The organism is Nostoc spongiaeforme FACHB-130 (genome assembly GCF_014698475.1).
Taxonomy (GTDB): Bacteria; Cyanobacteriota; Cyanobacteriia; order Cyanobacteriales; family Nostocaceae; genus Nostoc_B; species Nostoc_B spongiaeforme.
Genome location: NZ_JACJTB010000001.1, coordinates 426,682 through 446,091 on the forward strand (window position 1 = coordinate 426,682; position 19,410 = coordinate 446,091).

Genomic DNA, 19,410 nt, shown 5'->3' on the forward strand with positions numbered 1-19,410 from the left:
CTGTTTTTCCCAAAAATAAAAACGGGAGAACTCATACAATCACTATGCAGCAAAAATCTTTATCAGCATCTTTGTTAGAAATTCTACTACCTCTAGCATTAATTTTCGGTTTAGTTTTACTTTTAAGCCTCAATGTCGAACAAACTCAGCAAACAGAGGCAGCACAAGCACCGTTAGAATCATGGTTAAAATTAATTGTTGGTTATCTCGCCGCCACCGCCGAAATCGCCGCCGCACTAGTAATTGGACTGGCTGTGATTCGTGGGATAATGCTTTATCTGCTGCAAACCTTTTCTCGTTCTAGACAACATATTGATTCGACAGAAGTGGTGCGCTTGCAGTTGGGGCGGGTATTAGCTTTGGGGTTAGAATTTACCGTTGCTAGTGATATTTTAAGAACGGCTGTTGCACCTACACGCCAAGATATTCTCAATTTAGGAGCAATTGTACTACTAAGAACATTACTGAATTACTTTTTAGAACGAGAAATTCAGCAGGTAGAACAAAGTCGTTCTAAAAGTTATCAAAATGCTGAACAATCTGAAAACACATAGTAGATTTGAGATAGGCAAAAGATTTTTATACTCAGCAAAGCAACTTATATAGGCAATTGTCTGACTCGGAAATTGCGATCGCTCGACTGAGGTGGATGTACGACCTTGCCCATAGCCGATTACAATGAAAACGCGATCGCACTTTCTCAAGGAGTATGCAGCAGTGCAGCCGGATTTACTAGGCTTAGAAATTAGCAAGGGAGAATTGAGGCGTTTGACTGGGTTTGACTCAGAAGATGTTTTCCGGCCTTCGGTAATGAAAGATAAAGAAAAGCGATTTGGCTTTTTGATGAATGAATTGCTGGTGGCGTTAGCACTCACACCAATTATTGTGGGTTTTATTTATGCGTTTATGATTTTGCCAACTATTGGTTCTTCCATTACATTAGGCATTATTTTATTAATTTTAGTACCCTTGGCTGTGATTGTTGGGCGATCGCTCTGGCGCAGGTTCACTTGTCCAAAAGCACTCACCATGCTGTTAGATGAAGTTGATCAATATCATGCTGTGATTAACGCTATCGATATTCACGACCAATTAGCAACTTCAAATAACTCTATCCACGACAGAGAACAAGTAATTTCTGCCTTACAACTAATTCGAGAAGATTTAGTCCGCGCCTTAAAAACCGAGCGAGTTTTACGGGACAATAAAAAACTGCTGGCGAATAATCAAGAATTATTTGTGAATAATTTAGCCAATCTGCAAGCATTACAAGTCAGTACCCAAGCTGGTGAATATGCTCAACTACTCAATCAATCATTGCAGATTGCCCTGGATGTGCAAGCGGAAATTAGAAAGTTGCAAAAGCCTTAATTCAAGATTGCATTGCAGCAATTTTGCTCAGATTTCTACTGGAGGATGCCAGCCTGCGGAAACCCAAGCTTGTCTGACAACAACAGCATAGGGATTATTCAATTGCAAAGCTAAAACAGTTACACGACCACAGGTAGTTAAACCTACAATCTGACTACCATCGTCTGTCCAAGTAAAATGATCTGACCACTTTTGTTGACGAGGATTGAATAGTTTGACTTTAGAGTTAGTTATGGGATCTTTGGCATAGGTTTGAATACCTTTGTAGGAATTACATAACCGACAGGCAAGCCAGAGATTTTCTTCATCATCAGTACCACCTGCTGCTTTGGGTACAATGTGTTCAATTTCGAGAATGCCTAGAACATACTTTTGAAGACTGCGGCAGTAACCGCACTGATTGTTGGCTTGTGTCCTGATTCGTACACGGACTGCTTCTGGAATTTGGCTCACTGACTTAAAGGCTCAATTAATCCACGTTTGACAGCTTCATTTAGTGCAGTTGCTTTCCGTAAGAGTCCTTCTTGATAAATTTGCATCAAGTTTTGTAACTCTGGGCGCTCATTATCGGTAATAGTCCCTGCTTGTTGGCGCTCAAGTAATTCACTCAATCTGCTATCCTGTTCGGGTTCCATTTGCAATTCTGTCAAAGCCAGAACTTGTTCATTGGCAAGAACTGAGACAGGTTCTAAATTATTAACTTCTGCTCTCACAGATGGAATCGACAGTTGAATTGTATCTGCCAAAATACTAGCAACATCCCGATTTGCCAATTTCGCAAAACGTTCAACATGTTGGTAAATCTCATCTGGTAAGGTGATAGTGATTTGAGTACTCATAACGCAAATAAGAATATTCTTCTGGATTTTTCCCTGCGATCGCAATTTGTCTAATTAAGTTACAAGTAATATTTTAACTAGAACGGGAATATACCATTTTTGCGAGATAATGAAAAATTGCTGACAAATAATTTAGCAAATCTGCCGTCCTAAACACTCACTATTCAAGCGGGTATATATTAACTGCTAAATTATTGCAGATTATTCTCTCAAGTCTGAAATATCCCACACAACAGTTGTGCTGCTGACTCTCATGAGTAACAAACCCAAAATAATTGTTTTAGATGATGATCCTACCGGTTCGCAAACAGTCCACAGTTGCTTGCTGCTAATGCACTGGGATGTGGAAACTTTACGCATCGGTTTGCGCGATGAATCACCGATTTTTTTTGTCCTGACAAATACTCGTGCGCTACCTCCAGAGTCAGCCGCAGCTGTGACTAGAGAAGTTTGTCAAAATTTAAAACAAGCGATCGCATCTGAAGGAATTAACGATTTTTTAGTTGTTAGCCGTTCTGATTCTACATTACGCGGTCATTATCCGATTGAAACGGATGCGATCGTCGATGAACTCGGCCCTTTTGATGCTCATTTTCTCGTACCAGCATTTTTTGAAGGCGGACGCATCACCCGTGACAGCATCCATTACTTAATTATTGATGGTGTCCCAACTCCAGTACATGAAACTGAGTTTGCCCGCGATTCTGTATTTGGTTATCATCACAGTTACTTACCCAAATATGTCGCCGAAAAAACTCAGGGGCGCATCAGTGCGGAGTCTGTCACCCGCTTTTTACTGGCTGATATTCGTGCTGGTAGTTTAGAACGCTTGCTAAAACTCACTGGTAATCAGTGTGCCGTAGTTGATGGTGAAACTCAAGCCGACCTGGATATGTTCGCCAAAGATTTATTAGCCGCCGCCAGCCAAGGTAAACGCTTTTTATTTCGTAGCGCCGCCAGCATCTTAACAGCTTTGGCTGCATTACCACCCCAACCGATTGCAGCTGAAAACATGGCAAAATACGTACGCCAAGGTAAACCAGGTGCGGTGATTGTTGGTTCCCATGTCAAAAAAACAACTCAACAATTAGAAGCTTTATTGCAAACAGCCGGAACAGTGGGAATTGAAGTTGAGGTGCAAAGATTACTCGATAATCAAGAAAATTCTGCTACTACTTTGCTAACTGAGACATTAGCAAATATCCAGACTGTACATAACGCTGGCAAAACGCCTGTTGTTTATACTAGTCGTCAAGAACTCACCTTTAATGATGTTAAAACGCGGCTAGATTTTGGGATTCAAGTTTCTAGTTTATTAATGGATATTGTGCGGGGCTTACCTGCTGATATTGGCTTTTTAATTAGCAAAGGTGGAATTACTTCCAATGATGTTTTGAGTAATGGCTTGGCTTTAACAACCGCCAGATTACTTGGACAAATTCTCGCTGGTTGTTCAATGGTAACTACACCGGCAAACCATCCCCAATTTCCCAATTTACCAGTTGTATTATTTCCTGGTAATGTTGGCGATGCTAATGCCTTGGCAACAGTTTATCAACGGTTAACTAAAGAATGAAGTGTGAAGTCTTGATTTTTCATGAGATGTTGACCAAAGAAAATATATATTTCGCGCTGGCATTGCACAAGAAATATTATTTACTTGTTAAATACCCTAAATATTCACTCCTGCCTCCTGCCTTCGTCCTCCTGCCTCCTTAATATTGATTTTTGACTCTTGACTAATGACAATCTCCAAAAAACAGTGCAATATGTATGCCTAATAGCTGTCCAGATGTCTAGTTAAGAATAATAAATCAGGGTTGATACAAAATGTTTGTTCTGAAATACTTCAGAAACATGAGTTCAGTGCCAAACTCAAAAGTTCTGAGCCGCAGTTGTTGGTGCATCCCTTGGGAGGTAACAGAAGCGTTGACAGCACTCAGTCCTCATAACTTTCTTGGGTGAGAATGTTGTTCCGTTGTGTAACTAATTTAAGATAAGTAATTACCCGGAGTTTCCGTTGTGTTTATGGCTGGTGTTGCATGACTTCTGATTTTGCTATCCCTAATCCAGAGTCAAATTCTGCGCTTCCTGATGCAGAGTCCATCACTCACCTATCTGAAATAGATGTAAATTCCACGGGTTCTCAGATTGAACCGAATTCTACTGTTTCTGAGCCAGATCCCCATTCTGTGATTCCAGATACGGAATTATCATCTGTTCTCCTTTATTTAAAATCAAATTCTCCGCCTTTAGTGTTAAATCCAGAGTCTGTCCCCGAAGAATCAGAGTCAAATACTCCAATTGCGAATGTAGAGTTAAATTCTACGTCTGAAGAATTGGAATTAAATTTGGCTAAGGACTTAGAAGCGAATGCTGAAGTCCCCCATACAGATGCGAGTTCTACTCTTTGGGATGTGACAGAAACCGAAGTAGACAATCGACTCAAAAATCATATCCAAGTCCAGTTCAAACATGAAGACGGCAAACTGTTAGTGATTTTACCGACAGAATCCCAGTTACCAGCTTCGGAACTGGCTTGGTCTGATATTTGGCAACAGTTAAAGGTGCGATTAAATGCAGGCGATCGCTTAAGGATACCAAATACACCAGTGCATTTGGTAGCTCATGACCGCTTGTTAGATAGCAGACAACTGCAAGATTTAGCCGACAGCTTTAGCGAAGTCCAACTCCAGCTAAAATCTGTTGCTACGAGTCGGAGACAAACTGCGATCGCTGCTGTCACATCAGGGTATTCTGTAGAACAACTACAGCCCCAAACCTCCCTCAATTCCGAACCTCAAGCCACACCTACCACCCACGCTGATGCACTCTATCTCGAAATGACCGTGCGATCAGGAGTGGAAATTCGCCATCCCGGTACAGTAATTTTGCTAGGAGATGTCAATCCAGGTGGTATCGTAGTTGCAGAAGGAGATATTTTAGTCTGGGGGCGTTTGCGTGGAATTGCTCATGCTGGTGCTGGGGGGAACCGTGAGTGCCTAATTATGGCTTTGCAAATGGAACCAACTCAATTGCGAATCGCCGATGCTGTAGCTAGAGCGCCAGAGAAGCTACCAGCACAATTTTCTCCCGAAGTGGCACATATCACGCCGCAAGGAATTCGCATCGCTAGGGCTACGGATTTTTCTAGAAATCAATTAGCTAGGATAAATCCAGTACCATAAATATCTATTATAATTCCTGAACCCTCATCGCTCGCAACTCTGAACATGACTCGCATTATTGTGATTACCTCCGGCAAAGGAGGGGTGGGTAAAACTACAGTGTCAGCAAACCTAGGTATGGCCCTGGCTAAAATGGGTCGTCAAATTGCCTTGGTTGATGCAGATTTTGGTTTGAGAAATTTGGACTTGCTGTTAGGACTAGAAAACCGCATTGTCTACACAGCAGTAGAAGTTCTCTCTAGAGAATGTCGGTTAGAACAAGCCTTAGTCAAAGACAAACGCCAAACTAACCTCGTACTTCTACCAGCAGCCCAAAATCGCTCCAAAGATGCAGTTACCCCCGAACAAATGAAGTTATTGGTGAATGCACTAGCCCAAAAATATCAGTATGTCATTATTGATAGTCCGGCGGGAATTGAAAACGGATTTAAAAATGCGATCGCCCCAGCCAAAGAAGCCCTCATTGTCACTACACCCGAAATCTCTGCCGTCCGAGACGCTGACCGGGTAGTTGGGTTACTAGAAGCACAAGGTATTAAGCGTGTACACTTAATAATTAACCGGATTAGGCCAGCAATGGTGCAGGCAAATGACATGATGTCTGTCCAAGATGTTCAAGAACTGCTTGCAATTCCCTTGATTGGCGTAATCCCTGACGATGAGCGTGTAATTGTCTCAACCAATCGTGGCGAACCTTTAGTATTAGGGGATACTCCCTCTTTAGCGGCCCTAGCGGTGGAAAATATTGCTCGGAGATTGGAAGGAGAAACCGTCGAATTTTTGGATCTTGACGCACCCCCAGATAACATCTTCGCCCGATTGCGTAAGTTGTTGTGGACAAAGATTGTTTAATGTTTCAGTCTCCTGATATCTATTAGCAATGATCATTGAACTTATCGAACGACTTTTTTCTCGACCTCCTGAAAACAGTCGCAATCAAGTTAAACGTCGCCTACAAGTAGTCATAGCCCACGACCGCGCCGATCTAGATGCTCAGACGTTAGAAAAAATGCGTCAAGAAATTCTAGATATTGTCTGTCGTTATGTGGAAATTGAAACTGATGGCTTGGAATTTACGCTCGAAAGTAACCAAAGAACCACAGCTTTGATTGCCAATTTGCCAATTCGGCGGGTGAAAGACTCTCTGCCTCTTTTGGAAAGTGGTGATAAATCACAATAGTTGCTCAGAAAGTGCTGAGTGCTGAGTGCTGAGTGCTTTACACTGAGCGTAGCCGAAGTGTGAGTGCTGAGTGCTAAGTAAAAACATACGAACCCTCTAGCCCCTAGTCCCTAGCCTCTAGCCTCTCTTTCATACCTAATGAAACTGTTGTATTTTGGGCAAACTAAACTAGCCAAATACTCAGATATGTAATGAAATCACTGCTATTTCCGCAACTAATTTCTTTGAGTTTGCTAGTTTTTACTACTTTACTGACGAATTGTCAAGTATCTCAAGCGTCTCAAGTCTCCACTCTCCAAGCATCAGGTGTGAAAGAAAGTAAAATTATTGGAGGTGCAATTGATTGCGACAATGATGGGCGACAAAATGACTCACGCATTGATGATGATGGTGATGGTATTCCCGATAGATGCGTGATTGATACTTCTGCAACCGCAAAACAGGAAATTAATCAAGACACTTCAAAACAACTGTTTGAGAAGCTAATGCACTCCCTCACAGAGATGACTGAAGGTTGTGATGAAACGACAAAAGTAAAAGCAGGTGTAGTTTATAGAATTTGTACTATCAATAATAAACCTGTGACAGCTTCAGAAGCACTTTTAGAAGTCGGAGACGGGGTAGGTTTCTGGTTCAGAAATAACAAAGTTATAGCTATTAGATATTTCCACTCTGGAGAAACTTTGTTTTTCGATGACGAGGAATTAATTGCTAAGTTTTCTGACGATGAAGAACTACAAAGCGAATTTTCTGATGAAGAACGTCGGGAAGCTGCGAATTTAGCCCAGTCTGGCTACCAAAATATTTTTCAAGTTTTTACTGAGTAATTTCCCTAATTTCTCAGTAAAATCCGATTTTAAAATTTTCCTAGTACAGGTTGGCGGCAATCAAGCACCATTATAAATTGCTGAAAAGCTCAATATTCCTTCTTTTTCCTTTTTCCTTTTTACTTTTGCCTTGTTGTACTAGGAGGCGTTGCTGATTTTAAAGACGCAAAAACATCTGAAAGTTTAACTTGTGGATGTTTTTCATCTCACTTTCAGCAACGCTGACTATTTTGTCAAGTAGGAGACAGTAATAGACGCGATCGCTCGCGCCACTCTTTAGCCTTATACTGCTTCTGTATTCTTTTCTCCAGTCCGAATCCGCACTACTTGTTCAACAGGAGAGATGAAGATTTTACCATCACCAATTTCGCCTGTGCGGGCAGCAGAAATAATTTTGTCCACCACCATATCAACTTGGTTATCTTCAACCACAATTTCTACTTTTAGTTTTTGCAGAAACTCAACAGTGTATTCTGAACCACGATAGCGTTCGGTTTGTCCTTTTTGCCGTCCAAAACCTCGCACTTCAGAAACTGTCATCCCCACGATACCCGCATTAACCAAAGCAATCTTCACTTCGTCAAGCTTAAATGGGCGAATAATTGCTTCTACTTTTTTCATGTATTTGACTCCTTAATCTTAAATAGGTTCGTTTATCTATCTAAGCAGATCAATCGTCTGACATTCTTACCAATAACCCGATTACCAAAACATAATGTAATAATTGCAACTTTTTTTAAAGTGTCTGGTTTTTGTCTATGCAGTTTTAGCAATTCAGATTGAAGTCCAAAATAGGGAGATATACAAGGAGCGAGGTGAAACTTGCTTGATTTACCTTAAAGATAGAAAAATTCTATATTTAAGTAGATTTGTTAACAATTCATGGCCAAATTAGTTACTTTGATGGGCAAATAAGGGTCTTACAATTAAATACCCAGCACCAAAAGCAGTCAGCATAACTAACACAATAGTAATCACTAATCCCCAACCATTAATTTCCCTCTTTTCCGGTTCCCTAGAAGGATAATAACTGACAGGCTGCTCCTCAATAAAGATGGTTTCCGGCTGGGGAGAACCTATTTCTACCACAGGTAAAGGAAAAGGACGGCGTTTGGCTTTTGGCGGGGCGGCTGGACGCGGACGCGCTGACTGTGAACGTGGGCGTGCTTCTTTTTTTGGCTGTTTGGGGAAATTTTTCACTTCACCACTAGCACGGCTGGGCGGGTTACTATCCTTACTTTCGGGGACACGGAAATCAACTAGTTTTTGCAATTGAGAAACAGACTGCAAGACTTTGGCAATTTCTTGGCGGAGAAATTTATTTTCTTGCACCAGTTGTTGATTTTTCGCGTTGAGTGCATCTAACTGTGCTTGGGTTGCTTCTAACTCTGCTGCCAATTCCCGATATACGTACAATGGCACAGAGGAGGGATGATTTGGAGAAGCGGGCCGTTTTGCAGAGTGGCTATGAACAGCTGCTGTGGTTGTTCGCATCGGTGAATTGGTATCAAAAGTTAAGGTAATGGAATTTTACAGAAATGCTATGAGAAATGGCTAGATATGAAACTATGCCCAAGAATAATAGATAAATGCTGAGATAGCAAAGATTTTTTTCGGTCGAGTCAATACCTAAAAATCGCCATAACAAGCAACTAACAACTTACAATATTCCACTAAATACAGGTCAATTTCGTAACAAAGGAAAAAAGTGTCCTACAGGGCCTTGACCTTTGCCTATACTGAGTGAGTAAGCCAGAGCAGTTGTAACATAGTCTTTTGCTTGTTTGACAGATGTTAACAAATCCTTGCCCATTGCCAAATTAGCGGCGATCGCAGCTGATAGAGTACAACCAGTACCGTGGGTATTTTGCGTGTCTATTTGCTGTGTTGTCAAGAGTTCCAAACAGTTACCATCAAACCAGATATCTACCCCACGGGCATTGCCCTGCATCCCGCCACCTTTCACTAAAACAGTCTGCGCTTTGAAGTTGCTGTGAATAGTTTGGGCAGCAGCCCTCATATCATCTAGAGTATTGATCGGGAAACCGCTTAAAATCTGCGCCTCATAGCGGTTAGGGGTAATAATTACCGCCTGGGGAATTAACTGCTGACATAAAGTTTTAATTGCATCATCATCAATTAACTGCGCCCCTGTGCGGGATACCATCACCGGGTCAACCACTAAATTATTGATTTCTAAAGCCTCTACTTGCTGGGAAACAGCCGCAATAATTTCTTGATTTAGCAACATTCCCGTTTTCGCAGCTATAACGCCAATATCCTCTGCTACCGCTTGCATTTGGGCAGCAACAGCCTCCGGTGGCATTGCATCCACTCTCGTCACTCCCAAGGTATTTTGCGCCGTCACGCAGGTTACAGCACTAGTACCGTGGACACAGTGAAAGGCAAAGGTGCGTAAATCAGCTTGTATCCCCGCACCACCGCCACTATCAGAACCAGCAATAGTTAAAGCTACAGGTATTTTTGATGTCTTTTCGGCATTCATAAGTTTAGGGAGTGGGGAGTGGTGAGTGGTGAGTAGGGAGGTGGGGTAGGAGGGGACAAAGGGGACGAGGGAGACAAATGACTAATGACTAATGACTCATAACCGTTGAAATTTCACACTTCATACTTCACTTGACCTTCAACAAAGGATTTGGTTGTGGGTTTTGGGGTCTGGTTTGCGGCACAACTGTAAGATAAGGTTGCAGTTTTTCGGAGTCAACCCAGCCAGAGTAATATTTTACGCTGGTAGACTTGGGAGAAATATCAAGTAACTCTAAATCACCGCGCATTGCATTCCAATTCATCGGTAATTCTGGGTTAAATTCTCCAGAACCGATACCTTGAGGGCCGCCACCAACTAAATTGAGGGAAACTTCATCTAAGCTACGAATAAAGTGTTGTCCATTCCAGTGCCATTCAAAACCAGGCCATTCAATAGGTGTTTTTCCGGCTGGTAAGGAACGCCCAAACTCATACTTACTTGCACCTTCATTGAGTTTTGCTGTGAAGCCTTGAGGATATGTCACCTCGTAACGTCCTTTGTTTGTTTTGAAGTTGACAGGACTCCACCACAAAACTTCTACAGTGTTATTAGCGGCTAAGGATGCAGCAGGCTTTTGATTAGTCGAGGCACTGTAAATTGGTAGTGTTGCCGGCACTTTAGCCATTGCCGTAAAGCGCCAACAAGACCAATTTTTTGGATTATCAGCAGCTTGCCATTTCACTTGACAAACACCGTTAGCACTACTCACCCAAAGAATTTCATTTTCTAGTCTGAGTTTGTCAGGAATTGCCCCAACTAAAGGACTATTATTTGTAGTGTAAGTACTTAAAGAATTATCAGGACGATAAGCAACTAATCCTTTAGCGGGAATGTAGAGATTTCCTTCACCACTAACATTAGTACCCATCCAGAAAGTTGGACTATTAACATCACCAGTAATGGCTAAATCTGTGATTTGTGTAAATGCCAGGGCTTCTGGTTGAATTAAGCTAAATTTATCAGTTTTTGGATCATAACTAACAATGGTGGCAATACCATTGTTACCTTCACCTTGCTCAAAGGCAATTGACCACCAAATCTTGTCACCATAAATTAAACTAGATGTAATTCTTGGCACACCTAACAAATTTCCTTCAGCCGAAAATCCTGCTTTTACTGCTGCATTTTGCAAATCTTTAAGGGTGTACAAAGTTTGGCGTTGAGGAGTTTTATTATTAGGTGTAATTAATTCAAAAACAATTTTATCTTTGGTTGGATCTTTGACTTCTGGTCGGGAGAGATTATTATCAGAATTTAAAGAATAATTTGGCTCTTGAACGACTCGATACTGATAAGTTTTACCCTGCAAGTTAATATTTTTGAACTTGGGATTTACTATCTCTTGGGCAGAAGCAGCATAGTTGGTTGGTGGTTGTAAGTCTTTGGGTAAAGTTCCTTTTTGGACTGTCCAAGTATTATTAGCTCGACAGAAAACAAAATCTTGCTTTAAAGTTTGAAATCTAATCGTGTCATTATCCGCTATGATATTGCGGATATGCCAATCAAACCTGTCATAAAAGCCTTCGTTTGGCTTTTGTCCTGGTAAAGACACAACCTCAGCTTGGGGACAGTTTTCTACTTTCGCTTTCACGGTATTTGTAGCTTGAGAGATGCCGTCAATACTAGAACTACAAGCACCAAGAAGTAATAAGACACCCAAAACAGCAATATTTTTTTGCATAACCAATTCTCATCTTTTGACCAAGATGGAAGATTTTTTATTTCTGTTTTTAACTACAATTTCTCTAGACAATATTTCCCAAAATTTTGCAAAAAAATTAATTCATTTGGTTAAGATATTTGCTGGAAAAATGCTCAGGAAATTAGATCCCCGACTTATATAATAAATCGGGGATCTGATTTTGCTTTGCTTCTCAATATACCTTGCAATTTCCTAGAACTGATGACGGGTTGGAGATTAACTTTGTTCCCCGCGTAAATTTTGTAATGCTCCCTGTAAATATTTAGCCCATTTGGTGGCTAAGGGAATTTCTGTAAATGGGACAAGTACAGATTTAGCGGGTTCAGCAATAACAAATTCTATTTTGATGTCTCGACCTTTGGCGGGTGGTGCTTCTATATTAACGACTGTATCGTTGACCAAAAGATTGATTTTTTTGACATCAAGTAAAGAAAAAGTTTCTACATTGATTGGGCCTTTAGTTGTGGGTTTACCCCAAGTAAGATTGTTGTCTTTTTGACCTAATACGGCATAAATATCATATTTAGCTCGTTCAAATTGTTCTGCCCAAGTTCGGTAGGCCTCGACCTTTTGATATTCTTTAGATCCTTGCCAAGCTAACCAAAAAAACGCTATCAACAAAGGCAACCATAAAAGACCACGTTCCATCGTTTAACAAATCCTGAGTCGTAAGTGAAGGTTTAACTAACTAAAGTGACAATTACACCAATCAGGGATGTAAATAAGTTATGTTAGTGAGCAAACTGGCAAAAGCGTTAACGAGTTAATATGAGAAGGCTATTATTATTGTGCCTGTTTATTATTGGGCTGGGTGCTGCTGTTTTTGGATTTTTAAATTTTCAGGGACTAGCAGCAAAAGGTGATTTTGAAACGATTGTGCTTGATTTTCGGGAAGATATTGCTAAAGATGAAATAGACCGAGACTTGCAAGCGATCGCTCAACAATACAACGTCACACCCCAATTAGATAATAAATTTTCTGCACAAGACAATGTGTATATTATCAAAGGCGATCGCCAAAGGCTGCAACAACTGAAAAAATCTCAGTTTGCCAAAGCCACAGAATTTATTGAACCAAATTACATCTATAGAATTCCCCCAGAACCTCAAACCACCGTTCTTGGAGAACTCACCCCGCCCCAAAATAAAGAGGTCAAACCTTCCTTAATCGGCCCCAACGACCCATATTACAGCAAGCAGTGGAACCTGCACAAAATCGGCATTGAAGGCGCGTGGACTGAAACCAAAGGTAGTGGCATCACCGTTGCAGTCATTGATACTGGTGTTACCCAAGTACGGGACTTAAAAGAGACCAAATTTGTCAAAGGCTACGATTTTGTCAATGACCGAGAACAAGCCACCGACGATAACGGTCATGGTACACACGTTGCAGGTACAGTTGCCCAAGCTACTAATAATCAATATGGTGTCGCGGGTGTTGCTTACCAAGCCAGTCTAATGCCACTCAAAGTCTTAAATGAGTACGGTGGTGGCACAGTTGCCGATATTGCCGAAGCGATTAAATTTGCCGCCGATAAAGGTGCAGATGTCATTAATATGAGCTTGGGTGGTGGCGGTGAAAGCCAGTTAATGAAAGATGCTATTGATTATGCCCACAGAAAAGGTGTAGTGATCATCGCGGCGGCTGGTAATGAAAGTGCCAATGGTGCAAGCTATCCAGCCCGTTACCCCTATGTGATTGGCGTTTCTGCTTTCGGCCCAGAGGGTGAAAAAGCAGACTACTCTAACTATGGTGCTGGCGTAGATATTTCCGCCCCTGGTGGTAGTGATACTGGCAAGATTTTGCAAGAAACCATCAACGAAAATGGCGAAAGTGAATTCTTGGGACTCCAAGGTACAAGTATGGCTGCGCCTCACGTTGCGGGTGTAGCGGCTTTAATCAAAGCCAAAGGCATCGAAAATCCTGATGACATTTTAAAAGTTCTCAAACAGTCAGCCAGAGTCATTCAAGATGATGGGTTGAACTATTATGGCGCTGGACAACTCAACGCCGAAGCCGCAGTTAAACTGGCTACCCAAGGACAAATCAGTTTCCCAGATTTCTTCCGTTGGTTGCGCGATAACGGTTATCTTAACCCCGGCTTTTGGATAGATGGTGGTGCAGTGGCATTGTTGCCGAAGATTTTAATGGTAGTCGGTTCCTATTTACTGGCTTGGTTTTTACGGGTTTATTTCCCCTTTACCTGGAGTTGGGCTTTATTTAGTGGCTTAACTTTTGGCAGTTCTGGGTTATTCTTCCTCAAAGGCATCTATATATTTGATTTACCCCAGTGGCCTTTCCGCCTGTTAGGCAGTTCTCTACCTGAGTTGGGTAACACACTACAAGGTACAAATGCTTTTAATCCCTTATTTGCCAGTGTGTTAATTCCCTTATTGCTGATTGTATTGCTGTTAGGGCATCCGACTTGGAAATGGTTTGCCGTTGGTTCTACCTTGGGTGTAGCAGCTTGTTTGACAGTCAGTGCCATTTACGATCCAGCCGTTTGGGGTTTGGGTGATGGTGACTTAGCCAGAGTTTTCCTCATTGTTAATGCTTTACTCTGTTACGGACTAGCTCGTTTGGCAGTTAACAACGAAAGACAAGTGGCATAAAATATCAGGGAATAGCGAGTGGGGAGTAGTGAGCAGTGAAAAATCCCCACTCCCTACTCAGTCCTGTACACTTCGACTTCGCTCAGTGTACAACACTCCCTACTCCCTACTCCCTACTCCCTACTCCCTACTCCCTACTCCCCCATCTTATGAGCATCACAATTACAGGCACTATCGAACGTCGAGATATTGGAATGGGCGCTTGGGCGCTAGTCTCAGGTGATGGCGTGACTTATGAAATTCTCAAAGGCGCTGATAAAAGCTTGCTCAAAGCTGGGCAGCAAGCTAAAGTCACAGGACAAGTGCGTGAAGATATCATGACAGCAGCAATGATTGGCCCAGTTTTAGAAGTGAAATCTTTTGAAATCCTTAATTCTCATTAGCAGTAGGATTTAAAACTGCTTGCAGACGACTTCTAAATTCTCCTTTGGGGTGTCCGCCTTTGACTTCACCAATAATCTGAAATTCTCCCTCTGGAGAATCACAAATAATATAAGTAGGCCATCCCATCTCTGATTTATCGGGATACTGGGTGAGCAAAATTTTCCGATATTTGCGATAAGTGGCTGTATCTTGCATTTTCACATCAATAAACTGCAAACCCAATTCCTCGGCTACTTTTTGGTCATAAAAAGCCATTTTATGGCAAATGCCGCAGTCTTCAGACGAAAATTTAATTACAGCTAAACTCATATAATTTTGCGCCTCCCTGAAAATAGGCAATACATCGTATCATACTTTTTCAAAGTAAGCATCTTACTAAAGGATGAGCGCCAAGGATAGCGCAATTAATGAAAATTAAAGTCCGAAATTGAGAATTTTATCCAAAAAAAATAATTTTCAGGAAATACTCATAGTACAGAAAAGCTGTTGACTAGGCGACGGAATTTAGCCAAAACCTAAGCTATGACTTTGTTCCAGATGGAGCAATGAACTTAAAAAAATTAATTTTTTAGCGATCTGTAATCTGGTTTTGACAAATCAGTAGAAATCTGACTATAAACTATGATAAGATGTACAAACTTACGATTCTCATCCAGGGTAGCTTCTGCAAAGCAACTGAGCGATCGCAAAAATTTTTCCACAATCCATCTCCTACTTGTGAATAGTAGAAGGTAAATAAGCGAGTTTTATCTTAATAAACACTAAAAGTTTTTGATAAACTCTATCGGTGGCATGATAACTGCGAAGATTCAGATGGAAGTTAAGTCAATAAATGCTGACACTGATAGTCAAAAAACACTATTTGCACTAGTATATTGTCTGAAACTTACGCTAGAATATACGCCTAAGCAACTACCAACAAAAGACAATAATTGTCTCAACAATCGCCAAGTAAGTGTTAGTTAATCCAGGGAGTTAGATATCAGGGTACATCTACCAATTAATTGTTCCAAGGTCTAGCAAAGTCTTCCGGAACAATTACCATAAAGGTTTTTAGGTGCTTCAAAAGTAAAAGTATAGTTGTATCTACCAAGCAGGAAAGTTAGTTATCTTAGTACAACTACCAATAATCTGTTTCTAGGATTTAGAAGTATGTTCCGGATAAAAATTCCAAAAATCAGTATGCTGCGAAAACAGCATAAAAAAATCTACCAGTTATGGCCAGTGCAGAGGGGAGTTAGTTATTAGGGCGCGTCGATTGATGATTTATTTATTCGAGAATTTATCAATATCTTCCGAATAAATAAGCAATAATCATGGTTGCTATTTACCAAATATCAAAAAATCTCCCAGTAATGTCAGATAACTAGGAGATTTATTTATCAGGGTGCATTTATAACAATTATTTGGTTCGAGATTTAATTAACATCTTTCGCAGAAAAAATATATAATTACTTTACTTCTGCTGAGATGTTGCAAGTAAAAAAATCTTCCTAGCCAGTGTCAGCCAGCTAAGGAAGAAGTTATCAGGGTGCATCTACCAATTAATTGTTCTGTTTTCAAACTGCATCTCCCGGAATAATTTTCGACAACAAGCATCATCTACCAAAAAAAAATCCCCCAGCCAGTGTCAGCCAGCTAGGGAGAAAATTATCAGGGTGCATCTACCAATTAATTGTTCTGTTTTCAAACTGCATCTCCCGGAATAATTTTCGACAACAAGCATCATCTACCAAAAAAAAATCCCCCAGCCAGTGTCAGCCAGCTAGGGAGAAAATTATCAGGGTGCATCTACCAATTAATTGTTCTGTTTTCAAACTGCATCTCCCGGAATAATTTTGCACAACAAGCATCATCTACCAAAAAAAAATCCCCCAGCCAGTGTCAGCCAGCTAGGGAAGAAGTTATCAGGGTGCATCTACCAATTAATTGTTCTGTTTTCAAACTGCATCTCCCGGAATAATTTTCGATAACAAGCATCATTTACCAAAAAAATACTCTAAACGTAAAATCCAGGCTTTGGAACCCGCGCAGGCGATCGCTGCGCTTGTTGAAGTGTGAATTTTGTCCGTTTAACAGCAACTTCAGCCCCTTGGTGATTTGAGATGTTTTGACCAATAAAATTCAGTGACGCCCACACAGTAAAAGCTGCGGGCATTTCTAACAAAGGATTAGACTATTTTCTGCTATTCGGTTAAATATACTAAAATCTGATGCCGCAAGTCTTTGTGCCTTTATTCATCTTGCACTCTTCTGCTGGATAACTATGAAAGGGTAAAACCCAAAACCATGTAGAGACGTTACATATAACGTCTCTACAGTATTTCACGAACATCGAAACTGCTGTAATTAGTATTGGAACTTTGTTAAATAAGCTTTTTAACAGCATCGCTGTACTGTTCGTAAGCTGAAACTCCAATGATTCTTTCGACTAAATCACCATCTTTGAAGATTAAAACGGCAGGAATACTCCGAAGACCAAATTGTTTAAATAGTGGTTTGTTATTGTCCACGTCTACTTTAACGACTTTAGCGCGTCCGTTGTATTCTGCTGCAAGTTGCTCCATTAAGGGGCTAACAAGGCGACAGGGGCCGCACCAAGTAGCAGTAAAATCAACAACTAGAATTTTCTCTTGAGTTAAAAAGGTATAAAATTCACTTTCTTGAATGTCAGCAACTGTATCAGCTTCGGTAGACATTTTTAACTTCCTCAATAATAAAAAGAAAATTCAATAACTAAGTACCCATACAGAGTATATAGTAGGACTAACTCCAGAGACGAAAAATCAAGGGTTTGGGCAAGAATGTAAGGGTGTAGGGTAGCCCTACACCCACTCCCCACTCCCTATGTTCCTTAATCCCCCGGACTCACGTAATATTTAAGTTGTAGCTGACCATCTAGAGGTTTAACGTGGATACCATTGCTATACCTGCTCTCAATTGCCCAGTGGATGCCACGGTAGAAATTCCTGGTTCTAAAAGTATTACAAATCGGGCATTACTTGTTGCTGCTTTGGCACAAGGCGACTCAATTTTAGAAAATGCCTTATTTAGTGAAGACAGTGAATATTTTGCCAAATGTGTCGAAAATTTGGGTATTCCCATCACCTTAAATCCTGAATTAGCACGAATGCAAGTGTCAGGCAAAGGTGGGGAAATTCCCGCAACCCAGGCGGATTTATTTGTCGGTTTAGCAGGTACAGCCGCGCGGTTTATCTCAGCTTTGGTGGTACTCGGTAAGGGGGAATATCGCTTAGATGGTGTACCGAGAATGCGGGAAAGGCCGATGGGCGATATGTTAACCGTGTTCCAAACAGGCGGAACCACCGTTAACTTTGAGGGTAATGCTGGCTATATGCCCTACACTATCTACAGTCAGCAATTTGCTGGTGGGCATATTCGCATCAAAGCCAATCAAACTAGTCAACAACTTTCAGCATTGCTAATGATTGCGCCTTATGCTCAACAAGACACAATTATTGAAGTGGAAGGCACACTAGTTTCTCAATCTTACGTGAAAATGACTTGTCGCCTGATGGCAGATTTTGGTGTAGAGGTGAATCAAGTTGGCGACAATCAATTTCATATCAAAGCGGGACAGCGTTACCAACCGCGACATTACACGATAGAACCGGATGCGTCGAATGCGTCTTACTTTTTTGCTGCGGCTGCTGTCACTGGTGGGCGGGTGCGAGTTAAGTATTTAACTAAGCAATCTTATCAGGGTGATATTCTGTGGCTGAATGTTCTAGAACAGATGGGTTGTCAAGTACGTGAGGCTGATGACTATATCGAAGTTACGGGGCCAGAACAATTACAGGGTATCGATATTGATATGAATGATATATCTGACCTTGTACAAACATTAGGAGCGATCGCTCCTTTTGCCAACTCACCCGTTACTATCCGTAATGTCGAACATATCCGCTATAAAGAAACTGAACGTATTCGCGCTGTGGTGACTGAATTGCGTCGCTTAGGAGTCAAGGTTGAAGAATTCCCCGATGGCTTAAAAGTCGAACCAAGTCCCATTACACCAGCCGCCATTGAAACTTATCACGATCATCGTATGGCAATGGCATTTGCTGTCACAGGCTTAAAGGTTCCCGGAATTGTAATTCAAGATCCCGGTTGTACAGCTAAAACCTTCCCTGACTACTTCACCCGCTTCTTTAAAATGATTGAACAAATAGCTGGCTAATATTCAGTTCCTACCTTAATCTTAACGATAAGTATTCACGCAAGTTTATAGGAGTTGCATCATGTCTAACATACGTGAAGAAATGCCAGTGCTTGCACGTCATGAAGGCGATTGGGTAGGAACTTATACACTAGTAGATACGGAAGGCAAAATTTTAGATAAACATAACTCCCATTTAAGCTGTCAATTTCCCAGTGATAGTCCTGATTCTTACTACCAAGTCAATCGCTACACCTGGGCTAATGGTAAACAAGAAGAACATCAATTTCCAGGTAAATATTGTGATAAAGCTATTTGGTTTGATACAGAACGCATCACAGGTAAAGCCTGGGAAATAGACGATTCTACTTTGATTTTGTGGTTTTCTTATAAGACAGTTCCAGCCGCATATTTGTATGAAATGATTCAAATTAGTCCAGATAATAACTCTCGCGCCCGGACATGGCATTGGTTTAAAAATCATCAAATTTACCAACGTACCCTCATTCAAGAACAAAGAGTTAGATAGTCATTCAAAAATAGCACCTAGCGACTGAAGTCGCACGCCAGTTGCTTCA

At 41.1% G+C, this 19,410-nt stretch carries 20 protein-coding genes; 11 read left to right on the forward strand and 9 right to left on the reverse strand.

The features are described 5' to 3' along the window. Nucleotides 1-44: 44 nt before the first annotated feature. Together H6G74_RS01690 and H6G74_RS01695 are read left to right on the forward strand one after the other, a co-directional pair. Nucleotides 45-554, forward strand: a complete 510-nt coding sequence (locus H6G74_RS01690) for a DUF1622 domain-containing protein (protein ID WP_190966000.1) — start codon at nucleotides 45-47, stop codon at nucleotides 552-554. A gap of 163 nt (nucleotides 555-717) precedes the next feature. Then, nucleotides 718-1,371 carry a hypothetical protein gene (locus tag H6G74_RS01695; RefSeq protein WP_190966107.1) on the forward strand — a complete coding sequence of 218 codons (654 nt, stop codon included), beginning with the start codon at nucleotides 718-720 and terminating at the stop codon, nucleotides 1,369-1,371. A gap of 27 nt (nucleotides 1,372-1,398) precedes the next feature. Here the strand turns inward: H6G74_RS01695 and H6G74_RS01700 are convergent, their stop codons facing one another. Further along, nucleotides 1,399-1,824, reverse strand: a complete 426-nt coding sequence (locus H6G74_RS01700; protein WP_190966001.1) for an HNH endonuclease — start codon at nucleotides 1,822-1,824, stop codon at nucleotides 1,399-1,401. Beyond that, nucleotides 1,821-2,210 carry a hypothetical protein gene (locus tag H6G74_RS01705; protein ID WP_190966002.1) on the reverse strand — a complete coding sequence of 130 codons (390 nt, stop codon included), beginning with the start codon at nucleotides 2,208-2,210 and terminating at the stop codon, nucleotides 1,821-1,823. Before H6G74_RS01705 ends, H6G74_RS01700 begins: the two co-directional genes overlap by 4 nt. Before the next feature lie 253 nt (nucleotides 2,211-2,463). On the opposite strand from H6G74_RS01705, the gene H6G74_RS01710 reads away from it, so the two are divergent. The 5 genes from H6G74_RS01710 to H6G74_RS01730 all read left to right on the forward strand — a co-directional run bounded on the left by H6G74_RS01710 (nucleotide 2,464) and on the right by H6G74_RS01730 (nucleotide 7,405). After that, the gene (locus H6G74_RS01710) at nucleotides 2,464-3,786 is read left to right on the forward strand and encodes a four-carbon acid sugar kinase family protein (protein ID WP_190966003.1); all 1,323 of its coding nucleotides are present in this window, start codon (nucleotides 2,464-2,466) and stop codon (nucleotides 3,784-3,786) included. A gap of 466 nt (nucleotides 3,787-4,252) precedes the next feature. Continuing rightward, the gene (minC, locus tag H6G74_RS01715) at nucleotides 4,253-5,398 is read left to right on the forward strand and encodes a septum site-determining protein MinC (RefSeq protein WP_190966004.1); all 1,146 of its coding nucleotides are present in this window, start codon (nucleotides 4,253-4,255) and stop codon (nucleotides 5,396-5,398) included. Between the two features lie 45 nt (nucleotides 5,399-5,443). Continuing rightward, nucleotides 5,444-6,250 carry a septum site-determining protein MinD gene (minD, locus tag H6G74_RS01720; protein ID WP_062287403.1) on the forward strand — a complete coding sequence of 269 codons (807 nt, stop codon included), beginning with the start codon at nucleotides 5,444-5,446 and terminating at the stop codon, nucleotides 6,248-6,250. Between the two features lie 28 nt (nucleotides 6,251-6,278). Beyond that, nucleotides 6,279-6,578, forward strand: a complete 300-nt coding sequence (minE, locus tag H6G74_RS01725; protein WP_190591894.1) for a cell division topological specificity factor MinE — start codon at nucleotides 6,279-6,281, stop codon at nucleotides 6,576-6,578. Between the two features lie 191 nt (nucleotides 6,579-6,769). Next, on the forward strand, nucleotides 6,770-7,405 hold the full coding sequence (locus H6G74_RS01730) for a hypothetical protein (RefSeq protein ID WP_190966005.1): 636 nt from the start codon (nucleotides 6,770-6,772) through the stop codon (nucleotides 7,403-7,405). Between the two features lie 282 nt (nucleotides 7,406-7,687). On the opposite strand, the gene H6G74_RS01735 is transcribed toward H6G74_RS01730, so the two are convergent. The 5 genes from H6G74_RS01735 to H6G74_RS01755 form a co-directional block, all read right to left on the reverse strand. Then, nucleotides 7,688-8,026: a P-II family nitrogen regulator gene (locus tag H6G74_RS01735; protein WP_015111218.1), complete on the reverse strand. Its 339-nt coding sequence runs from the start codon at nucleotides 8,024-8,026 to the stop codon at nucleotides 7,688-7,690. A 270-nt stretch (nucleotides 8,027-8,296) separates the two neighbouring features. Then, on the reverse strand, nucleotides 8,297-8,899 hold the full coding sequence (locus tag H6G74_RS01740; RefSeq protein ID WP_190591896.1) for a hypothetical protein: 603 nt from the start codon (nucleotides 8,897-8,899) through the stop codon (nucleotides 8,297-8,299). A gap of 190 nt (nucleotides 8,900-9,089) precedes the next feature. Further along, nucleotides 9,090-9,911, reverse strand: a complete 822-nt coding sequence (gene thiD / locus H6G74_RS01745; protein ID WP_190966006.1) for a bifunctional hydroxymethylpyrimidine kinase/phosphomethylpyrimidine kinase — start codon at nucleotides 9,909-9,911, stop codon at nucleotides 9,090-9,092. Between the two features lie 127 nt (nucleotides 9,912-10,038). After that, nucleotides 10,039-11,634: a hypothetical protein gene (locus H6G74_RS01750; RefSeq protein WP_190966007.1), complete on the reverse strand. Its 1,596-nt coding sequence runs from the start codon at nucleotides 11,632-11,634 to the stop codon at nucleotides 10,039-10,041. 237 nt (nucleotides 11,635-11,871) lie between these two features. Continuing rightward, the gene (locus H6G74_RS01755; RefSeq protein ID WP_190966008.1) at nucleotides 11,872-12,303 is read right to left on the reverse strand and encodes a hypothetical protein; all 432 of its coding nucleotides are present in this window, start codon (nucleotides 12,301-12,303) and stop codon (nucleotides 11,872-11,874) included. A gap of 120 nt (nucleotides 12,304-12,423) precedes the next feature. Here H6G74_RS01755 and H6G74_RS01760 point away from each other — a divergent pair, with 120 nt between their 5' ends. Together H6G74_RS01760 and H6G74_RS01765 are read left to right on the forward strand one after the other, a co-directional pair. Beyond that, nucleotides 12,424-14,268: a S8 family peptidase gene (locus H6G74_RS01760; RefSeq protein ID WP_190966009.1), complete on the forward strand. Its 1,845-nt coding sequence runs from the start codon at nucleotides 12,424-12,426 to the stop codon at nucleotides 14,266-14,268. A 149-nt stretch (nucleotides 14,269-14,417) separates the two neighbouring features. Then, nucleotides 14,418-14,651 (forward strand): hypothetical protein, encoded by a 234-nt coding sequence (locus tag H6G74_RS01765; RefSeq protein ID WP_190966010.1) that lies wholly within the window; start codon nucleotides 14,418-14,420, stop codon nucleotides 14,649-14,651. Here the strand turns inward: H6G74_RS01765 and H6G74_RS01770 are convergent. Both H6G74_RS01770 and trxA read right to left on the reverse strand, forming a co-directional pair. Then, nucleotides 14,638-14,961 (reverse strand): hypothetical protein, encoded by a 324-nt coding sequence (locus H6G74_RS01770; RefSeq protein WP_062287429.1) that lies wholly within the window; start codon nucleotides 14,959-14,961, stop codon nucleotides 14,638-14,640. The genes H6G74_RS01765 and H6G74_RS01770 overlap by 14 nt on opposite strands. Before the next feature lie 2,057 nt (nucleotides 14,962-17,018). Further along, nucleotides 17,019-17,351, reverse strand: coding sequence for a thioredoxin (gene trxA / locus H6G74_RS01775; protein ID WP_190966011.1), 333 nt, complete (start codon nucleotides 17,349-17,351; stop codon nucleotides 17,019-17,021). 212 nt (nucleotides 17,352-17,563) lie between these two features. Here trxA and aroA point away from each other — a divergent pair, with 212 nt between their 5' ends. Further along, the gene (gene aroA, locus H6G74_RS01780) at nucleotides 17,564-18,853 is read left to right on the forward strand and encodes a 3-phosphoshikimate 1-carboxyvinyltransferase (protein WP_190966012.1); all 1,290 of its coding nucleotides are present in this window, start codon (nucleotides 17,564-17,566) and stop codon (nucleotides 18,851-18,853) included. 61 nt (nucleotides 18,854-18,914) lie between these two features. Further along, nucleotides 18,915-19,361 carry a DUF3598 family protein gene (locus tag H6G74_RS01785; RefSeq protein ID WP_190966013.1) on the forward strand — a complete coding sequence of 149 codons (447 nt, stop codon included), beginning with the start codon at nucleotides 18,915-18,917 and terminating at the stop codon, nucleotides 19,359-19,361. Nucleotides 19,362-19,410 lie beyond the last annotated feature (49 nt).

Coding starts and splice junctions, on each gene's coding strand:
- H6G74_RS01690 (WP_190966000.1), top strand. CDS start 45: ATGCAGCAAAAATCTTTATCAGCATCTTTGTTAGAAATTCTACTACCT.
- H6G74_RS01705 (WP_190966002.1), bottom strand. CDS start 2,210: ATGAGTACTCAAATCACTATCACCTTACCAGATGAGATTTACCAACAT.
- H6G74_RS01710 (WP_190966003.1), top strand. CDS start 2,464: ATGAGTAACAAACCCAAAATAATTGTTTTAGATGATGATCCTACCGGT.
- minC (WP_190966004.1), top strand. CDS start 4,253: ATGACTTCTGATTTTGCTATCCCTAATCCAGAGTCAAATTCTGCGCTT.
- minD (WP_062287403.1), top strand. CDS start 5,444: ATGACTCGCATTATTGTGATTACCTCCGGCAAAGGAGGGGTGGGTAAA.
- minE (WP_190591894.1), top strand. CDS start 6,279: ATGATCATTGAACTTATCGAACGACTTTTTTCTCGACCTCCTGAAAAC.
- H6G74_RS01730 (WP_190966005.1), top strand. CDS start 6,770: ATGAAATCACTGCTATTTCCGCAACTAATTTCTTTGAGTTTGCTAGTT.
- H6G74_RS01735 (WP_015111218.1), bottom strand. CDS start 8,026: ATGAAAAAAGTAGAAGCAATTATTCGCCCATTTAAGCTTGACGAAGTG.
- H6G74_RS01740 (WP_190591896.1), bottom strand. CDS start 8,899: ATGCGAACAACCACAGCAGCTGTTCATAGCCACTCTGCAAAACGGCCC.
- thiD (WP_190966006.1), bottom strand. CDS start 9,911: ATGAATGCCGAAAAGACATCAAAAATACCTGTAGCTTTAACTATTGCT.
- H6G74_RS01750 (WP_190966007.1), bottom strand. CDS start 11,634: ATGCAAAAAAATATTGCTGTTTTGGGTGTCTTATTACTTCTTGGTGCT.
- H6G74_RS01755 (WP_190966008.1), bottom strand. CDS start 12,303: ATGGAACGTGGTCTTTTATGGTTGCCTTTGTTGATAGCGTTTTTTTGG.
- H6G74_RS01760 (WP_190966009.1), top strand. CDS start 12,424: ATGAGAAGGCTATTATTATTGTGCCTGTTTATTATTGGGCTGGGTGCT.
- H6G74_RS01765 (WP_190966010.1), top strand. CDS start 14,418: ATGAGCATCACAATTACAGGCACTATCGAACGTCGAGATATTGGAATG.
- H6G74_RS01770 (WP_062287429.1), bottom strand. CDS start 14,961: ATGAGTTTAGCTGTAATTAAATTTTCGTCTGAAGACTGCGGCATTTGC.
- trxA (WP_190966011.1), bottom strand. CDS start 17,351: ATGTCTACCGAAGCTGATACAGTTGCTGACATTCAAGAAAGTGAATTT.
- H6G74_RS01785 (WP_190966013.1), top strand. CDS start 18,915: ATGTCTAACATACGTGAAGAAATGCCAGTGCTTGCACGTCATGAAGGC.